Here is a 19,354-nt window from a genome sequence, read left to right as displayed (position 1 = left end):
GTTAGCGAAAGCCCAGTTATAATAACTGGGCTTTTTTTGTTGTTGCTGTTGTAAAAGGGTGGAGTGGTTAGTTATGTGGCCATGTTTGTGTGCCATCAACCGGTAATTCAGGTTGATTTAAACTCGAGCAATAACCTGTACCGTCACTTATGTAAAATACTTCTGCTAGTTCGTTAAAACCATTCGATTTTACCTGTGTTTGCGCTTTATCTGATACGGTGAATCCGTACATGGTAAACCACTTGGTTAAATCAAGCTGCGTAATGTGGCTCAATGAAATATACAGCCAATCGTTGCGCGCAATACTGGCAACTTCCGCTCGGGTGTAATTGGCAAAGCCCAAGCCTACTTTTTTACTTTCCCACGCGCTATCTGAATCATCAGCTCGATAAAATTCCCGCTCCCAAATATGCAAGCGTGGGTAAACAAACCAGCCGTTATTTAGCGTGTTTTGTGCTTGTGCAGCCATCATAAGCTGCATGTAAATAGCATGATGCTCAGACCAGCTTTTCGTTAAGTTAGCTTGCATATAAGCGACAGGGTCGACATCAAGCTTGCTCTGCTGCAGCGTATTAAATAGCGCTTTAAAAGGTAAGCTTTGGCAACTTGCAGACTCACCTGTTTCATCTTCGTATACTGATTTACTAAAGTACGAATAAAAGTTGGTATTTGAGTGACCGCCATAGCCTTCAAAGCGCATGCTACCACGTTCTATGCCATGGCCAAGTTCGTGTAAGTCACCGTGACCCGTAGGGCTAAAGTTCCAACCTGCATCATACGGGTTACCGCTACAACCCCAGCCACAAGTGGGTTGATCGGCATTCATATGCTTCACTATGTCGATGGTATCAACATCCAAACCACGAGCGGTTACAAAGTCGTGTATTTCTGGTTCTACATCAATTCCAGGTCCTTTAAAACCTGCAAGCACATGTACTAAGTTATGAGTATAGCGAGATGTTGCATTGGCAAAATCAGATGCCACAGGCCAGATGCTGCCTGCTAGCGAGGCTTCTAATTTAGTCAGTTTTGAATGCACCTCAAAGCCGGGCGTCGCAATTTCTGCCCAGTCATAATCGCCACTTGCCATACGCTCTGCAAAAATGGCATCGTCAGCTTTGTTACGCCAATGCGGGTGACGCCCAATGTGGGTAAAGCTAAAGCTTACATCCACATCTTTTTTATTAAATGCAATTTGAATTGGCCCACCATAGCTGGATGTTAATGTGACTGATTCGTTGGGTTTTACTTCAATTTTTTGCGTTTGCAGTAAATAAGGTCGGTTGTATTTATTTTCATTAAATATATGCGTTGCGCCTGTACGCAGCGTATTAATAAACACGTGGGTTGATACATCTTGGTTGTCGGTACGTGTTACGGTAAAGCTTTGCCCAGGAATAGCGTACACCCCAGCAGAGCGAAAGTACGGTTTTGCAGTTAGCGTAACTGAAGCATGCTCTGGGGTAATGTGACTGAAATCAGAGCGACTAAAGTTACCCATATCTGGCTGAATAGGGTTGATATCTCGTACATTGTAAACCGCGTAATCGGCATACAAAGATTTAAAAAATGAGGTGGTATCAGTAGTGATTTTATCCATCGGAAAACTAACTGTTTGGCGATAATGATCAGCCAATAAAATCAGCAATTTATTTAAACGATAGTCAGCACTTGTAAAAATATTCCGTTTTTCACTATCAAACCCGTTAAACATTGCTTTAACAGCATCGGCACCGGCAAAAAATTCGCTTTGAGTATTAGATTCTGCAGGGCAACTGCGCGTTTCACAATTTGATAAATCGACATTAAAGTTACCCGCTTTAAAATTATTTAGCAGGGTATTTATTGCCACCATATCGCTTGGCAAGGTATTAAATACGGTATTTGGATTAAAGTCGTCCAAGTAAAGCTTCCACCAATAATTATCATTTTGATGGCTAATATTTAGCAGTTGTAACAGCTTACGGCCATGATCGCCGATACCACCATCGTATTGGATGTATATTACAGGGATATCTTGTTCAAGTGCCGAGCTAACTGCATCTAAAATGGCTTGTTTGTCATCACCATCACGTACCATACGAGAAATAATAATCACATCGGGCTTAGCAGCAACACACTGAGCCAGTTTGCTGCCATCACAATCACCCGCTTGGTTGTAGGAAACATTGCTGTAGTTATTATCAAGCCACGCGCGCGTTAAACTGCGGTCTCTAAACCAGTAGCTTTCATCAAGCTGAGTTAGCACTACATTAAATTGGCTTTTAGTGGTTGTGGATGTTTGCGTAAGCCAATCAAATGCATTGGTCATAAAGGTTAGCATTTGATCGTTTACCGTGTTTCTAAATGGGTTGCCACCATATGCTAGGTATCTGCCTGTGTTTTCAGTTTTACTGCCGGCAATGGCGATAGGTAATGTTCTATCTGGCCCGCCAGATTGATTTGAGTTGGTGGTGTAAAGCACAGTATCGTTAAACGGGTATTGGCCTTGTAAAATCGCAGCGTCATGCGTTGGGTCCCAATCAATCGCGGTTAGCACGCCACCTTGTGCGTTTTGTTTAAACAATTGTGATTTAATCGTGTTAAAACGCGCCTGATGTGACGATAACTCGTTAATCGCGGCATTTAAGATGGTATCACTATCCTTAACAACCAAAGCATTGCCGGTTTCAATGGCAATTGTCAGCCAGCTCTTTTCAACTTCTAAAGTGAGTGATTGAGTATTACTTTCTTTACCATCAGATAAGCTAAACGTTAATTGCTGTGAGCCAACACTGTCATCACTCGCACTGCCCGTAAGTGTCTTAGTATTTTGATTAAACGAAAGCCATGTTGGTAAACTAACCGGGGTAATTGTGATTGTATCGTTATCATCGTCTTTAACGTCTAGCTCTAGGCTAAATGCCTCAGCCGCTCGTGTTTTAGCTGTTGTTGTGAGCAGTACAGGCAGATTGTTAATTGCTTCAACAGTTATCTCGATAATGAGTGTAGCTTCAGCCTTACTGTCAGAAACGCTAATTGAAATATTAGAATACGTTGCCACGTTATCCTGAGTTGGCGTACCAAATAGACGACCCGTTTTATTATCGAAACTTAGCCAGTTGGGTAAGTTTTTCACGCTAAAGTTAAGACTGTCCCCATCACTGTCTTTCGCGGTTGGAGTAAACTCGTAAGCGGTGTTTACAACCGCATTCGATGGCGTACCTGAAATCTCTGGTGGGTTATTGATAATTGGCGCCGCATCAACGGTAATGCTCACGGTTATACTTGCAGTATCTTTGCCGTCATTAACGGTAATTACAATATTGTTATAGGTACCAACGCTTTGTTCGTGCGGCGTTCCGTAGATTTCACCGGTTATAGTATTAAACGCAGCCCAGCTTGGCAGATTACTTACACTAAAGCGTAACGTGTCTCCATCAGCATCACTTGCGGTGGGAATAAATGAGTAAGCAGTGTTTACTAGCGCATTAGATGGTGTACCTGAAATTTCTGGTGGGTTATTGATAATTGGCGCCGCATCAACCGTAATGCTCACAGTTATACTCGCAGTGTCTTTGCTGTCATTAACGGTAATTACAATATCATTATAGGTACCAACGCTTTGTTCATGCGGCGTTCCGTAGATTTCACCTGTTATAGTATTAAACGCAGCCCAGCTTGGCAGATTACTTACACTAAAGCGTAAAGTGTCACCATCAGCATCACTTGCGGTTGGAATAAACGAGTAAGGATAATTAGCTTGTGCATTCGTTGGTGTGCCTGATATAACAGGTGCGGTATTTGTAGGTTCGGCGGCTAATACAGTAATCGAAAAGGTTATTTCGCTTTGTAGCTTGCCGTCACTTACAGTTAGGTTGATATTATTGTGTTGTCCAACATTGTCGCCTGATGGGGTGCCATTAAAAGTGGTGTTTGACTCATCAAACGAAAGCCATGTTGGAAGATTATTAACCTCAAAAGTGAGTATATCGTTTTCTTTATCGGTAACAGAAAGCACAAATGTATATGCTTTATTTTCATATGCGTTTGGCGGCGTACCTGAAATTTCAGGCGCTGTATTGGTATCGTTGCTATCCGATACTCTGATATCAAAGGTATCACTTACGCTGTATTCACCGTCAGAAATTGTGATTTTTATATCTTTATAGATGCCTAAATCACTAGCTGCGGGTGTACCTGTTACTTGGCCAGTCGCGTTATTGAAGTTGAGCCAACTCGGAGCATTGTTTATTGCCATGGCAAGCGTATCATTTTGCGCATCGCTGATAATAGGCGTATAAGAAAACGCGCTATCAACAATTGCAGTTTGGTCACTGACTTTGATGCTTGGTGGCGTATTCATACCTGTATTGCTTTGTACTTTAATATCAAAATTAAAAGCGACGTGGTTAACACCATCATGCACATTGAGTACTACATTTCGATGAGTGCCAACATCCTGCACACTAGGCGTGCCGCTTAACCTAGCTGTTTGCAGGTCAAATTCAGCCCAAGTTGGTGCATTTTCAATTGTAAAGGTAAGAACGTCGTTTTCTTTATCGTAAATGGTAGGCGTAAAACTAAATGCTTTACCAGCATAAGCACTTGGGATCTGACCCGACACAACAGGCGCTGTATTGGTTTCTTGTGAGTCAATGACTTGAAGGCTGTAGGTATAAGTCGATGAGCCTTTGCCATCTGACGCAATCAATTCGAATGTAGCACTTCCTAAATCCGTCGCGGCAGGTGTGCCTGTAAGTATGTTGTTTGAAAGCGTCAACCAACTGGGCAAATTGTTCGCACTTATTGAAACAACGTCGTTGTCTTTATCGCTAACCGTTGGTTTAAACTCGAACATTTTGCCAATAAAGGCATTGTCTGGCTCGCCAGTTAGTGTAGGAGGAGTGTTGAGTACTATTTGCGTATTCTCTTCGCTGCTATCGCCACCACCACAGCCCGATAACGTAAGAGAGGCAATAGCAAGGAAAATTGCACTGATGTTTTTCATTGTTATTGTTGTTAATTTTGCATTTAAGTTGAGTTTTAACTCTAACATTTGTGCAATAACAGGGGTATAACCAAAAAGTTGGTTATTTAAGCTATGGATCAAAAAGTTAGCTTAAGGTAGGAAGGGAAACATAAAGCAAAGAAAGGTGTTCCCAAAAGTGCGGTATCAGGTGTCAGCCCTTGAACCCTAAGGCTCAAGGCGGAGCGCAGTTAGTTACCGTAGGCTTCTCGGTACATGCCGAGCTTGCGCAATAGTAATCTGAACTGAGTTCCTAAGAAAAGTTTATCGGCTCAGGGACGTAACCTTTCTCCAACACTCGAGGGAACATCTTTATTATAAGAAATATTGCAGAGATAACTAGTGCAAATCTAAGATTGTTTGATCAAGTGCAGCAAAAGTATTCAAATTGTGTGTGTTTTCAACACTGTTGTCTAAAACAATGGCGTGAATAGGGCGTCAGTGTTAGCATTATCATTGAACTACAGCAACTCAAATAGCGCGTTATGTCACAAGATTATCAAGCAACTCAAGTTACTCTCGAACAAAATGAACTGTTTATTATGCCAAGCGAAGTACACGGCGTTATTACCGGCTTACTTGCTTGCGGCATTGATATTGAAGATAAAGAATACCTAACAATTTTAAGCGATGTGTTTAATGACGGCATTGCATTTTCTGGCGATCTGAAAAAGTTATTAGTAGGCTTTTATAGTCAAATTCGCAGCACGCTAGACAATCGAGAACTGCAATTTGAGTTGTACCTACCAGACGAAGATGAATCGCTACATGACAGAGCAAACGCTTTAGTATCATGGGTGTCAGGCTTTTTACTTGGTTTTGGCTTAAAACAAAAAGATTACGGCAAGTTATCCGCAGAGGTAAAAGAAGTTATTCACGACTTTACCGAGATTAACCAAATGGATACAACCTTTGATGAAAGCGAAGAAGATAAACAAGCGTTTCATGAAGTAGTTGAATATGTGCGTATTTCGGTGCATTTATGTTTTGCTGAACTAGGCAAAATTGAACAACAAAACGCCGCAGTTAACACCACCATTCACTAAGCAGTAGGAAGTAATATGACACATCCACTTTCAATTTCAGTTGAAGAAGTAAATGCGCGTCGCAGTAAATTACTTGATGCAATGGCAGATAACTCGGTTGCGATTATTCCTGCCGCTGTTGAAATAACACGTAGTCGTGATACGGAATTTGCGTTTCGCCAAGACAGTGATTTTTTCTATTTAACGCAATTTCCAGAGCCTGATGCTGTGCTCGTACTGGTAAAAGGCGAAACGGCAGAGTCGCACTTATTTTGTCGCGAGAAAGATAAATTAGCAGAAATTTGGTGTGGTCGTCGTATCGGCGCTGAAAAAGCAAAACAAGACTACGGTTTTGATAATGCATTCACATTAGCAGAACTTGACGACAGCTTGATTGATTTAGTGTCTGGTAAACAAACACTTTATTACGCACAAGGCACTTACAAAGAATTCGATGACAAAGTGTGGTCGCTGTTAAGCACATTACGCGGTGCGCCAAAGCGTGGCTGGAAAGCACCAACGGTGATTAGTGATATTCGCAGCACCTTGCATGAAATGCGTTTGTTTAAATCAGACGCAGAGCTTGCAATTATGGCTAAAGCAGGTGAAATCAGTGCACAAGGCCATATCCGTGCAATGCAATTTGCTAAAGCGGGCGCCACTGAGTACCAATTAGAAGCTGAACTTCATCACCATTATGCAATGAATGGTGCGCGTCACCCAGCGTATGGCACTATTGTTGGCGGCGGCGATAACGCAAATATTTTACACTACACCGAAAACAGCGATGTACTTAATGATGGTGATTTAGTGCTAATTGATTCTGGTTGTGAGCTAAATGGCTATGCAGCAGATATTACCCGTACCTTCCCAGTAAATGGCAAGTTTAGCAACGCGCAGCGAGAAGTATATGACTTAGTCTTAAAAGCGCAGCTAGCGGCACTTGAAATGGTAAAACCAGGCAATACGCTAAAACAAACTGCTGATGTTGTGGTGCGTATTTTAACGCAAGGATTGGTTGATTTAGGTATTTTAAATGGCGATGTTGAAAGCCTGATTGCAAACGAAAAATACAAAGATTACTACATGCATGGCTTAGGCCATTGGTTAGGGTTAGATGTACACGATGTCGGTGAATATAAATTAGACGACCAAGACCGCCCATTTGCGCCAGGCATGGTACTGACGATTGAACCGGGTTTATATATTGCTAACGATAGCGACGCACCAGAGAAGTACCGCGGTATTGGTATTCGCATTGAAGATGATGTGGTCGTTACAGAGCAAGGTCATCAAAACCTCACAGCAAGTGTGCCAAAAGCGATTGACGAAATTGAAGCAATAATGGCTCAGTAACCTCAGGTATAAAGCTATGTTCGATATTGTAATTGTAGGCGGTGGTTTAACTGGTGCGTGCGCAGCCCTTAGCTTAAAATTGCGCAATCCAAAGTTAACTATCGCCGTGATAGAAGCGTTTGTTGCAACTGATGAAAGTCAACCAAGCTTTGACGAGCGCAGTATTGCATTGGCAAGCGAGTCATTTAAATATTTATCGGCACTTAATTTGTTAGATGCCAATAATGACTTTACTGCCGCAATAAACGATGTATTAGTATCTGATCGCGGCCATTTTGGTAAAACCCAAATATCGAGCGCAGAATATCACGTACCAGCGCTTGGTTATGTGGTTGAGGTAAGACCATGGGGCCAACAATTACATAAAAAGATGGCATCACAAGGCATAGAACTTTACTGCCCAGACAAGGTAAGTACTTACCAACAATACGCAGATAAAGTTGACCTCACGCTTGAATCAGGCGCTGAGATCAGCACAAAATTAATGCTGGTGGCAGATGGCGCGCATTCTAAAACATTGGCGCCATTGCACATTCATACCGAAACCCTTGATTATGACCAAGTGGCACTGATTGCCAATATTGAGGTGGCAGACGGTCACCACAATAAAGCATTCGAACGTTTTACAGAAACAGGCCCAATGGCACTATTGCCAATGACGAAAAATCGTTTTTCATTGGTGTGGTGTGTTAAACCAGAACAGCAAGAGACCTTATTAGCACTGCCAGATGACGAATTTATAGCACAATTACAGACATCATTTGGCTATCGAGCGGGACTTTTCACTAAAGTGGGTATGCGCGCAGCGTATCCTCTTAAAGTGGGCAAGCCCGAGCGTTTAATGCATCATCGCGTTGCGATTTTAGGTAATGCTGCTCATCTTGTTCATCCTATTGCAGGTCAAGGCTTTAACCTTGGTTTGCGCGATGTGATATTACTTGAAAAGCTCGTGACTGAAGCACTTGCAGCAAAACAAGATATTGGCGATGTAAGTTTGCTTAATCGATATCAAGTTGAGCGAAATCAAGATGTTGACACTGTGTTGTGGTTAACTGATGCTCTCGTTAGAGGATTTTCTAATGATAACCGTGCGTTTGCATTAACGCGCAGTCTTGTTTTAACCGCTATGGCCAAGTGTAAACGTGTAAAAGCGCCACTAGCAAAACAACTGATGGGGAATGTAGGTTAGTGAAACAGGTTCAAGCAATTGTTGTTGGTGGTGGCTGCATTGGGTTAAGCGCAGCGCTAGGCTTAGCTAATCTTGGCAAAAAGGTGTTATTGATTGATGCAGGCAAGCCAGCTCAGGTAGATAGCGACGAATTTGGTTTACGAGTCAGCGCGATTAGTAAAGCAAGCCAAGCACTTTTTGAAAAGCTAGGGATCTGGCAGGGCATTCAAGCACAGCGCTTAGCTGCTTATACAAATATGGATGTACGCGATAAAGATTCAATTGGTCGCATTCACTTTGCCAGTAACGAACTCGATTTATCTGAGCTTGGTCATATTGTCGAAAACGAAGTGATCCGTCAGGCGCTGATTGCTCAATGTGAAAAAAACGACAATTTAGAAATTTTGTTCGAAACACCGTATAGCAGCATTCATCAAACCGATGAGCAAGTATTGGTTACCCTTGCTTCTGGTGAGCCGGTTATGGCAGAGCTGTTAATTGCGTGCGATGGCGCAAATTCAGCAATTCGCAGCCAATTTAAAATGCCAATTACGTTTTGGGATTATGACCATCACGCAATAGTGGCAACCGTAACAAGCCAAGCTCCACACGTAAATACAGCGCGCCAAGTGTTTTTACCTACAGGCCCGCTCGCATTCTTGCCATTACCTGAGCAAAATACCCACTCAATTGTGTGGTCTACTTCGCCGGAACATGCCAAACAACTAGTGGCAATGGAAGAGGGTGAATTTAATAAAGCACTTACTGCTGCATTTGATAGTGAACTAGGTTTATGTTGTGTAAATAGCCAACGACTGAGTTTTCCACTTAAAATGCGCTATGCAAGAAAGTGGGTCGAAAATCGCGTAATTTTAATGGGGGATGCGGCACATACCATTCACCCGCTAGCTGGCCTTGGCATGAATTTGGGCTTAAAAGATGTAGCAAAATTACTACAGTTAGTTGCAGATGACCAAAGTAATGTATTTGCCAGTGGCAAACTATTGCGTCAATACGAAATGGCACGAAAAGCCGATGCACAAACGCATATTGCAATGATGCAGGGTTTAAAAGAGCTGTTTGAAGGCAGCAACCCAGTTAAAAAGCTGATCCGTGGCATTGGATTAAATCTGGTTGATGCCGCTAAACCAATAAAGCACTTGTTTGCTGAAAAAGCACTGCAATAACGCTTCCCAGTTTGGCGCATAATGCGCCAAATCCTTGCACTTATGTCTATCTCTCAAACAGCCATCGGACCTCTCGATACATACAATAACGCGTTAGCCAAGGGTTTTAAACATGATGCGGCGCAAGCGGTTGCTGTCGCTGCGCTGCAAGACTGTTATTTAGCGCTGGAAAATAAGCAAAAAGCTGTGACAGGCGTTTATTTGTATGGCCCTGTTGGCCGTGGTAAAACCTGGTTGATGGACAGTTTTTTCAACGCATTAACTGTGCCTGCAAAGCGCCAGCATTTTCATCACTTTATGCGCTGGGTACATCAACGCTTATTTCAATTAACGGGTCGTGAAAACCCGCTTAATGTGCTTGCAAGTGAACTGGCAAATGAAGTTGATGTACTGTGTTTTGATGAGTTTTTTGTTAGCGATATTGGCGATGCAATTTTATTAAGTGGTTTGGTACAGGCGTTTTTTGACCAAGGTTTAGTGCTGGTGGCCACCTCTAATCAGCACCCTAATGCGCTTTATGAAAATGGTTTTAATCGTGAAAGGTTGCTTCCTGCCATTAATGCGTTAAAACAACATATGCAGGTGTTAAGTGTTGATGGTGGACAAGATCATCGCTTACACCCAGGTGAACAATTTTGTCGCTATTGGGTCAATCAAGCAAGCGCATTAGAAACGAGTTTTACCAATACGTTTTTAGCACTGGACCAGCAGCAAATGATAACCACACCGTTTGAGTTAGGTCATCTACAAATTCCAATACATAAGCGCAGCGAGAAATTGCTTTTGTGTGATTACAGTGCGTTATGCGAACAACCATTAGCTGCGGTCGATTTTATTGCTTTATGTGATTCGTTTAAGGCCATATTTTTAGACAAGGTACCGCAACTTTCATGTCAGTCGGTTACTAAGCAAATAGCGCGGGGCACGGAAGATGGTGCGGTACGCGTTGCTGCTGGCGATCGTGAATTGCCAATGCTGTCGCGAAAAGACGATGGCGTGCGCCGTTTTATCGCGTTAGTTGATGAGTGCTATGACCGTTCAATTCCACTTTACATTAATGCCGATGTGCCTTTAGATGAACTATATACGCAAGGCATTTTGGCGTTTGCATTTAGGCGTACACTAAGTCGTTTGAATGAAATGCAGCTTGCGCGTTTTCAGTACAAACCTTAAACAAAATACTGTGTAAACAAAGTATTATTGAAAATTCAGTGTTTTACATGAGCAAGATCAAGCAATTTTAAAAAGCTTATCTATACTGTGTAACGGAACCAATAATAAAAAAGGAAACACAATGAGCCTAGCGACAGAACAAATCACCGATTTAGAATTACTTTTAAAATTTCCTACAGCGAGTGCGATGCAAGGTCTTAAAATTCATCATGATGCGCCAGAAAGTATGCAGGCCTCGGCAAAACGTTTATTTGATCGTGGCATTATTGATCAAGTAGATGGTGGCTATCTAACCGAGTTAGGCCATGAACTACAACAACACGCGTTACATTTAACCAACGCACTAAAATAATACCGCGCAAAATAAACAGTCCAAAACCTGTCTAGATTGGTGTAATCTAGACAGGCTACGTTAAATAAGGACTGTTATGTTTAATCTTAAATTTCCCCTTTTATCTGTTTGTTTGTTGAGTAGTTTTGCGTCTTATAGTGCAATTTATAAGTGCGAAATTGATGGTGTACTAACGTTTAGCGATACCCCATGCAGTGATAAATACGAGAAAATCGAAGTCAGTCCACAAGTAATCAAAAAGCGCCCGCAGTCGGGAGCGAAGCAAAATACCGATTCGACCGATAACTATGTTAAATCTCGTCAGTTAAAGCGCGAGATAGATAAAGTGAAAGCGCGTATTAAAAAGCTACAAAAAGACATGGATGCCGAGATAAGCGAGGTTAAAAACATGACAGTGCGTACTGCAAATAACCTTTATGGTGCCACTCGTTCAGAAGCGTTAGCACTTGAAATGAATGCCATTACAGAACGTTACAAGTCGTCTATTGAGTTAGAGCAAGGTAATTTAGAGCGTTTGCAAAAGGAGCTAAATAAGCTTAATAGCAGTAGTCAAAGTAGCGGTTTTAGCGGTAACTCACACGAGCAAGAATTAAATCGCATTGGCAGTTATGTTGAACAGCGCGCGGTAGAGCGAAAAATAGCGAACAATAATGCGCAAATAAAGCGTTTACAGCGTGAAATGAATGACGAGTTAGCAGCCTTAAAAAATCAATCTGGGCAAGCCAAAAGCAATATTGCTGGCGCCAAACTGCAGCAATCGCTGGCGCAAGAAATGGCCGCAATTAACAAGCAATATCAAGTAAAAATCGATGCGTTGGCAAAAGATAATACACTGCTACGAGCACAAAAGAATAAAGCGCCAAAATCATCCTCGCAGAATTTTAACGGTGATGGAGAACAATAAATACCGTTATACTACCTTTTGACAATCTTGAATTAATTTCTACCTAGCTAAGTAATTGATTTTGAATGGCTATTTGTTTTTTCAAATCCTTTGTTTTTGGCATGTTATAAGATGTGATAACCAAATATAGCTACGTAAACTAGCCTTTTTGATGGTTGATAACTGTTCAATCAAACATTGCTTAACCTGAATTCAGGTTGCTTAGCCAATTCATTAAAGAGGAACTTAACATGGCTGATTCAAGTTTATATTTGGTAAAACTGCAATTTAAACCCGAAGCACTAGGTGCAGGATCTATGGTGTTACAGCTTGCCGTTAATCCAAGCACAGGTACAATTAACGGTGCAGCAGAAGGACATATTTTAGAAGGCACGCAGCATTCGCCAAGCTTTACAGGAAGTGGTTCAGGGCATTTGCATGCAACAGGCTTAGGCACAAGTACAAAAGTGGCGGCATTAACCGGTAACGCTGTTGTATCATTCCCACCACCTGCGATTGGCAGCTATCAAACTAATTTCACCGCATCGCTCTCTGTTGATAATAACTGGAGCGGTACAGGCAGTTTCTCTGTTGGTGATAATACCTATGCATGTCAGGTATCTATGATTGATTAATAGGGCTTGAAAACCCTAAAAAAAAGCCTGTGAAAACACAGGCTTTTTGTTGGGTGCCAAAATATAAACGAGGTTAATTGCCAAGCTTATGTTTATATGTCCACAGATGCAGCATTTCGAGCGCAATGGTGGCGCCTGCAAGTGCGGTTATTTCACTGTTATCGTAAGCGGGAGCAACTTCTACCACATCCATTCCTACAATATTCAGCCCTTTTAATTCGCGAAGAATATTGAGCGCTTTGTCGGTGGTTAAGCCACCACATACTGGTGTGCCCGTACCTGGTGCAAACGCAGGGTCAAGGGCGTCAATATCAAATGTTAGATAGACAGGTAGCTCACCCACTGAGTGTTTTATCATCTCGGCAATCGTGTGTGCCGATAGTGCATTACTTTCAGCGCCATCAATCACTTTAAAGCCATGCTCAGCTTGGGTGTAATTAGTGCGAATACCCACTTGCACCGAACTGTTTTTGTCGATGAGTCCCTCGTTTGGAGCATGGTAAAACATAGTGCCATGATCATACTGACTGCCATTAGCATAGGTATCTGTGTGCGCATCAAAATGCACTAACGCCATTTTGCCAAAACTTTTTGCATGGGCGCGCAGTAATGGCAAAGTAACAAAGTGATCGCCACCAAAACTTAAAAGGCTTTTACCTTGTTCTAAAAGTTGTGTGGCTGCATCTTCTACTTGTTGTGTAAAACCTTCGCTATCGCCCGGTGCAAACACCAAGTCGCCTGCATCAATTACAGTACAATGGTCGTTTAGTGTAAATGGCCAAGGGTAACGGGTTTCTTCCCATGCAAGATTAACAGATGCGCGGCGCATCGCATCTGGGCCCATGCGGGCACCAGAGCGACCAGAAGTTGCCATATCAAATGGCAAGCCAAGTACAACCACATCAGCATCACTTGATGTTGGGTCGTTAACTAATGGCTGGCGCATAAAAGTTGCGCCGTTGCCAAAAAGCATGCCGTTGTGTTTTTCAAAAACCTTAACCATAGGTTAAATATCTTCCAAGTAGGTGTAGCCTTTTAAACCCGCATCTAGCTCAGCAAGAACTGCGCTGCGCTCGTGCTCAGGTAATTTACTATTCGCTAATTGAGCAAATGCGTGTCTGAATTCTTCTGCATCTAAGTGCACATAACGCAGCATATCTTCTACGCTGTCGCCTTCGTTAATTTCAACAATTTCGCTGTTGCCATCTTCATTTACATTGACTACCACACTGTGAGTGTCACCAAATAGGTTGTGCATATCACCTAAAATCTCTTGATAAGCGCCCACTAAGAAAAAGCCTAACAAGTAAGGTGAATCGGCCTGCCAATTTGGCACTGGCAAGGTGGTTTCAATACCTTGGCCATCGACGTACTGGTCGATTGTGCCATCTGAGTCACAGGTAATATCAAGTAGCACTGCACGGCGGTCTGGCATAGTTTCTAAACCAGAAAGCGGTAACACTGGAAACACTTGATCAATGCCCCATGCATCAGGTAGCGATTGAAACAACGAAAAATTAACAAAGAATTTATCCGCTAATCGCTCGTTTAACTTGTCCATAATTGGCCGATGAAAACGGTTTTTGCCATCCATTAACTGCTGTAACTCGTAGTTAATACGCAGTGTAATTTGCTCTGCCCATGCGCGTTGCTCTAGACTTAAAAGCCCCATTGCAAACTGACTATGTACTTCCGCTAAATCACTTATACAATCGTGATAAATCTCAATTAACGCCCTGTCATCAACACGGTTATTAAGTTGTAACCACGAACGCCACATGTTTTGTAAAAGTAGTGGTGCATCGCTCTCAAGCGCTGGCAATTCTTCAACCTGATACGATTCAGTGCCAATCACATTGGTAATAAGTACCGCGTGATGCGCTGTTAAGGCGCGGCCTGACTCTGAAATAATCATCGGCATCGGCTGCTCATATTGTTTACACATGTCACCAATGGTGTAGACGATGTTATTTGCATATTCAGCAAGCGAGTAATTCATAGAATTGCTCGATTGACTGCGCGTGCCGTCGTAATCAATAGCTAAACCACCACCTACATCCATACAGGCTAAATTTGCACCTAAACGGCGCAATTCACAGTAAAAACGTGCTGCTTCACTGACACCTGTGCGCACATCGCGAATGTTCGCCATTTGTGAACCTAAGTGAAAGTGAACGAGTTGTAGTGCGCTTTCCATTTTGTGCGATTTAAGTTCAGCTAATACGCTTAATACTTGTGATGCAGATAAACCAAACTTTGATTTTTCACCACCGCTTGCTTGCCACTTGCCTTTACCTTGCGATGCTAAACGTACGCGCACACCTAAGCGTGGGCTTACGCCAAGTTTGTGTGCTTCTTCAAGCACCATTTCAAGTTCAGAACGTTTCTCAAGCACAATATTAACTTTGTGACCAAGCTTTTCGCCGATAAGTGCTAAGCGAATGTATTCACGGTCTTTATAACCGTTACACACAATCACAGAGCTGACTTTTTGTGCCATCGCAAGTACAGCAAGTAGCTCAGCTTTACTGCCAGCTTCTAAACCTAATTGCTTTACCGATTGGCTCGCTTGGCTTGCTAAAATTTCTTCCACCACTTCGCGTTGCTGGTTTACTTTAATTGGATAAACCAATAAGTAGTTGTTGCTGTAATCATAGCTTTCAATTGCCGCGTTAAAGGCATTGCATAAACTATGTACGCGGTGGTGTAAAATTTGCGGAAATCGCACAAGCGCTGGTAACGATAACCCTTGCTGTTGAATTTGTTCGGCAATTTTAGACAAACTTACTGCATGCATTGGTTTCGCCATATTTGGTGACACAGTAATTTCGCCTTGGTCATTAATGCCATAATAACCTTGGCTCCAATGCGGTACATTGTAGCTTGCACGAACATGTTCAATTGCAGTGGTTTCTTTCATTTCTACCCTTAAAAAATAAATCGGTCATAAGACCAAAAAGTGCGCGCATTTAAATGGAATAGGGGGGTGAAGTCCAACACAAAATTTTTGTCGTATCGACAATTATTATGTTTTGAAAAAGCGCATTAAAATAATTTATTTTTAACGAGTTACAGGCTATAAACCAAAAGCAAATTGGTGACCCAGAATTGCGGTTAACTGGTTTTACTCGGAGCGACTACATGCGTGAACTAGCGCACAACGAACATCGGCTAACGATAAGCTTTTTAGGACATTCGCTTGATACACTAAAAGTGGATGAGAATTTTTTAGCACAGCCAAATGTAATCAAAATTCGCGATGCCTATGGTATTAGGCTTGAAACAAAACAAGCTTGGTTATTTGATTATGCGGTTTTGGTGTGTTGGGATTTTACGCCTTTCGAGCTTGAGCAGTTAATACAACAGTTAGATGATGTAATTATTGCACCGCTTAAGCGCCCAAGTATTGATCATTACATATATTGTGAAAGCGAAAGCAGTGAGTTTTACATTAAAAATGATTGCCTATTTTTAGATAACTCAGATGATATGACTAAGTTGGCGCTTAGTCATGCGCTAGCACAGTCGGCGAAGCTTGAGTTTTTTGAAGAGCAAGCTCAAGCGGTAATTAGCGAAAATGCATATTTATCTCAGCAGCTTGCGCAAACTGGCAAGGTGCCTTTAACACGAAAAGAATTAGCAAAGTTACGTGGTACCTTGTTTAAAACCAGCACCGATATTAATTTGCACTTTAACTTGCTCGATACCCCCGAGTTCTTTTGGGATAACCCAAATTTAGAAGGGGTTTATCAGCAGCTCAGCAAATATTTAGATTTATTGCCACGTATACATATTTTGCAAAAGAAGCTCGACACCATTCACAACTTGGTCGACATGCTAAGAACCGAGCAAAACCACAAGCATTCTGCGTTTTTAGAGTGGGTGATTATTATTTTAATTGCTGTCGATATCGCGATTTATTTCTTTTAAGCCTGTGCTTAAATTTTAAAAGCAACAAAAAGCCTGTGTATCGCACAGGCTTTTTTTTTACATGTTTTATGCCTCTAACAAAATAAATACCCAAATGTCTTATTATGTCGTTTTAATGTATTAAATGACATTTTAAGCGGGGTATGATGAGCGCGTGGAGGAACACACATGACGATTAAACAAGTTTACTTTATTGCAAATGGATTTCAGGCGCTCGACTTATTTGGCCCGCTTGAAGCGTTTATGGAAACCAATAGTTTTAAACGCGGTGCTTACGATTGTAAGTTATTGGGCATAAATGGTGAGGATGTACAAACGGCATATCATCAAAAAGTGAGCGTTGATTTTACGCTAGAAGATGACTTTGAACTGGATGATTTGATTATTTGTGGTGGTACAGGCATGCGTACACTTGCGCTTAGCCACATTGAACTTGCAGCGCTCAAAAAAATAGCGTTAAGAGCGAAGCGCGTATTTAGTATTTGCACGGGCGCTTTTATTTTGGCCCAACTCTTTCAAGATAAAGCGTTAACGCTGACAACCCATTGGCGTCATGCAGCTAGTTTAGCCAAACAGCATCCCAATAAAATTGTAACACCAGAGCCACTCTTTATTCGTGACCACAGTATTTGGTCATCAGCTGGCGTGTTATCGGGTGTGGATCTTGCCCTTGCGATTATTCGTGAAGATTACGGCAACAGTATGGCGGCAAAAGTTGCGAAAGATTTGGTGGTATATTTACAGCGTGCAGGATCACAGCAGCAATATTCCGATGTGCTTGCGCTGCAATCGGGTGACAGTTTAAAACTTTCGCCACTTATCGACTGGCTAGCAACACAGCTTAATAATGCAATTTCAGTTTCGCGCATGGCAGAGTATTGCAGTTTAAGTGAAAGACAGCTTACGCGGTTGTTTAAGTTGCACCTTAACTGCACGCCGAGCCATTACTTTCGTACTCTAAAACTCAACCATGCACGGGATTTGTTATCTCAAGAAAACAGCAATTTACAACTAATCTCAAGCAAGCTGGGTTTTAATAATTACGATAGTTTTCGCCGCGCCTTTACCAAACAGTTTGGTGTGTCGCCTTCCCATTATTTAAATGGTACACGTCATTCTGCGTTAATTAGCAATAACACCGTTACTCAAGAAACAGTGCTGCTAGGAGAAGGGAAATGAGAGTTCAATTGATTTTAGCGATGCTGGTTGTTGCATCGTTTAATTTAAACGCAACTAACTTAACAGCAAAGCAGCAAAAACAGTGGTTGGAAGATATCGACTTTTATCAAAATGAAGTTAAAACAAAGCATATAAACCCTTTCCATACCTTGTCAGAAACTGAATTTAATAAGCGACTTAGAGACTTAAAAAATGATTTAGCGAACCTTACTGAAGTAGAGGTAGAAGCACGCCTTATGGCAATAACCGGTGCTTTAGGTGATGGGCATAGTAACTACTTTATGATGTCTGGGCCGCATCAGCATTTTCCGTTTCGCTATAAATTTTTTGAAGGCAGATTGCGCGTAGTAGATACAACAAACGCTTATCGATCACTACGAGGCACAGAGTTAAAAACCATAAATGGTAAGAGCGTGAGCGAGCTATTTAAGATTGTTTCACCGTTGTTACCTGGTGTGGATAACCAACTTAGTGCAAAAGTGAGTTTTGAATATTACCTAACGTTGCATAAGTTGTTGCTGGGATTAAATATTGTAAAAGAGGGGCAGCCTACAAAGTTTGAGTTTTGGCACGATGGCCAAGTGATTGAAAAAGCGATACTGCCTGTTTCAATGGGGGAGTTTGGCCAATTAAGTTCAGCTTTTTCGATAACATCGCCAAAGTTGCAAAATACAGACATTGCAATGCCTGGCATTAGATTAAGCTATTTTAACAAAAAGAGTGTCGCCTATTTTGCGTTTAAATCATACCCCAAATTTGAACAGGTTGTTGATAATTGCACGGCATTACAAACGCAGCTTAAAAGTGCGCAATCACGCTATTTAGTGATTGATTTTAGAGCAAATGGCGGAGGTAATTTTTATACGGGAATTGCATTTTCATCTTGCTTATTACCCCTTGATCAATTTGATTGGCAACACGGAGTTTATGTACTAACCGATGGCCAAACATTTTCAGCTGCCATGAGTAATGTGGTGCAATATCAGCAGGTTTTAAACGCAAAAATTGTTGGCACGCCAACTGGGGGCGACCCAAATCATTATGCAGAAAGTTATCGTTTTACTTTACCTAATTCGAAACGAAAGCTGAGTTTATCAAAGCGCTATTACGCCTTTGCAAAAGAGCCAACAGATGCCATCTATCCCGATATTCAAATAACACCAACTTGGCAAGACTATCAAAACGGCAAAGATACCGTATTGCTCGAAGCGCTTAAGTTAATTAACAAACATAAGGGGCAATAATGTTAAAACTTAAACCAAATTGCGAGTGCTGTAACAAAGTTCTTTTGCCAACATCAACCGATGCAATGATATGCAGTTATGAGTGCACGTTTTGTAAAACATGTGTTGAAAAGGTACTTTTAAACGTATGCCCGAATTGCGGTGGGAGTTTTAAGCCCAGATTAGCGGATGAAAAAAGGAAACCCCTGAGTCTGATAAGTTGAGCCTAAACGCG

At 41.8% G+C, this 19,354-nt stretch carries 15 protein-coding genes and 1 other RNA gene; 12 read left to right on the top strand and 4 right to left on the bottom strand.

Annotated elements, in window-relative coordinates:
- Positions 1-67: 67 nt before the first annotated feature.
- Both ACXAFE_RS09665 and ssrS read right to left on the bottom strand, forming a co-directional pair.
- Positions 68-4,990, bottom strand: coding sequence for an ImpA family metalloprotease (locus ACXAFE_RS09665; RefSeq protein WP_475151783.1), 4,923 nt, complete (start codon positions 4,988-4,990; stop codon positions 68-70).
- A gap of 144 nt (positions 4,991-5,134) precedes the next feature.
- Positions 5,135-5,317, bottom strand: a non-coding RNA gene (gene ssrS, locus ACXAFE_RS09660) — 6S RNA.
- A 176-nt stretch (positions 5,318-5,493) separates the two neighbouring features.
- Here ssrS and ACXAFE_RS09655 point away from each other — a divergent pair.
- From ACXAFE_RS09655 to ACXAFE_RS09620, 8 genes are all read left to right on the top strand, one after another.
- On the top strand, positions 5,494-6,054 hold the full coding sequence (locus ACXAFE_RS09655) for a UPF0149 family protein (RefSeq protein ID WP_010559630.1): 561 nt from the start codon (positions 5,494-5,496) through the stop codon (positions 6,052-6,054).
- A 15-nt stretch (positions 6,055-6,069) separates the two neighbouring features.
- A complete protein-coding gene (gene pepP / locus ACXAFE_RS09650; protein WP_475151782.1) occupies positions 6,070-7,389 on the top strand; it encodes a Xaa-Pro aminopeptidase in 1,320 nt (439 codons plus the stop codon).
- Positions 7,390-7,405: 16 nt separating this feature from the next.
- Positions 7,406-8,578, top strand: coding sequence for a 2-octaprenyl-6-methoxyphenyl hydroxylase (gene ubiH, locus ACXAFE_RS09645; protein ID WP_475151780.1), 1,173 nt, complete (start codon positions 7,406-7,408; stop codon positions 8,576-8,578).
- Complete coding sequence (locus ACXAFE_RS09640; protein WP_475151779.1) at positions 8,578-9,744, top strand: FAD-dependent oxidoreductase; 1,167 nt, start codon at positions 8,578-8,580, stop codon at positions 9,742-9,744. Before ubiH ends, ACXAFE_RS09640 begins: the two co-directional genes overlap by 1 nt.
- 21 nt (positions 9,745-9,765) lie before the next feature.
- Positions 9,766-10,917, top strand: coding sequence for a cell division protein ZapE (gene zapE, locus ACXAFE_RS09635; RefSeq protein ID WP_475151778.1), 1,152 nt, complete (start codon positions 9,766-9,768; stop codon positions 10,915-10,917).
- A gap of 121 nt (positions 10,918-11,038) precedes the next feature.
- Positions 11,039-11,269 (top strand): TIGR02647 family protein, encoded by a 231-nt coding sequence (locus ACXAFE_RS09630; RefSeq protein WP_054980885.1) that lies wholly within the window; start codon positions 11,039-11,041, stop codon positions 11,267-11,269.
- Between the two features lie 76 nt (positions 11,270-11,345).
- Positions 11,346-12,173: a DUF4124 domain-containing protein gene (locus ACXAFE_RS09625; protein ID WP_475151774.1), complete on the top strand. Its 828-nt coding sequence runs from the start codon at positions 11,346-11,348 to the stop codon at positions 12,171-12,173.
- Positions 12,174-12,403: 230 nt separating this feature from the next.
- Entirely contained in the window at positions 12,404-12,787 is a 384-nt protein-coding gene (locus ACXAFE_RS09620; protein WP_100913786.1) for a DUF1842 domain-containing protein, read from the top strand.
- 73 nt (positions 12,788-12,860) lie between these two features.
- Here ACXAFE_RS09620 and speB read toward each other — a convergent pair whose 3' ends face one another.
- Positions 12,861-13,790: an agmatinase gene (gene speB / locus ACXAFE_RS09615; protein ID WP_475151772.1), complete on the bottom strand. Its 930-nt coding sequence runs from the start codon at positions 13,788-13,790 to the stop codon at positions 12,861-12,863.
- 3 nt (positions 13,791-13,793) lie between these two features.
- Positions 13,794-15,707, bottom strand: coding sequence for a biosynthetic arginine decarboxylase (gene speA, locus ACXAFE_RS09610; RefSeq protein ID WP_475151771.1), 1,914 nt, complete (start codon positions 15,705-15,707; stop codon positions 13,794-13,796).
- Between the two features lie 221 nt (positions 15,708-15,928).
- Between speA and ACXAFE_RS09605 the strand changes: the two genes are divergently transcribed.
- The 4 genes from ACXAFE_RS09605 to ACXAFE_RS09590 all read left to right on the top strand — a co-directional run bounded on the left by ACXAFE_RS09605 (position 15,929) and on the right by ACXAFE_RS09590 (position 19,343).
- Positions 15,929-16,717, top strand: a complete 789-nt coding sequence (locus ACXAFE_RS09605; protein WP_475151768.1) for an RMD1 family protein — start codon at positions 15,929-15,931, stop codon at positions 16,715-16,717.
- Positions 16,718-16,885: 168 nt separating this feature from the next.
- On the top strand, positions 16,886-17,896 hold the full coding sequence (locus tag ACXAFE_RS09600) for a GlxA family transcriptional regulator (protein ID WP_475151765.1): 1,011 nt from the start codon (positions 16,886-16,888) through the stop codon (positions 17,894-17,896).
- Positions 17,893-19,140, top strand: a complete 1,248-nt coding sequence (locus ACXAFE_RS09595; protein WP_475151762.1) for a S41 family peptidase — start codon at positions 17,893-17,895, stop codon at positions 19,138-19,140. Before ACXAFE_RS09600 ends, ACXAFE_RS09595 begins: the two co-directional genes overlap by 4 nt.
- Complete coding sequence (locus ACXAFE_RS09590) at positions 19,140-19,343, top strand: DUF1272 domain-containing protein (RefSeq protein WP_475151760.1); 204 nt, start codon at positions 19,140-19,142, stop codon at positions 19,341-19,343. The genes ACXAFE_RS09595 and ACXAFE_RS09590 overlap by 1 nt, the downstream gene beginning before the upstream one ends.
- Positions 19,344-19,354 lie beyond the last annotated feature (11 nt).

The organism is Pseudoalteromonas sp. ABV4_021 (assembly GCF_056159365.1).
Note: the sequence above shows the minus strand (reverse complement) of the source record. Positions and strands in the feature narration are given on the sequence as shown.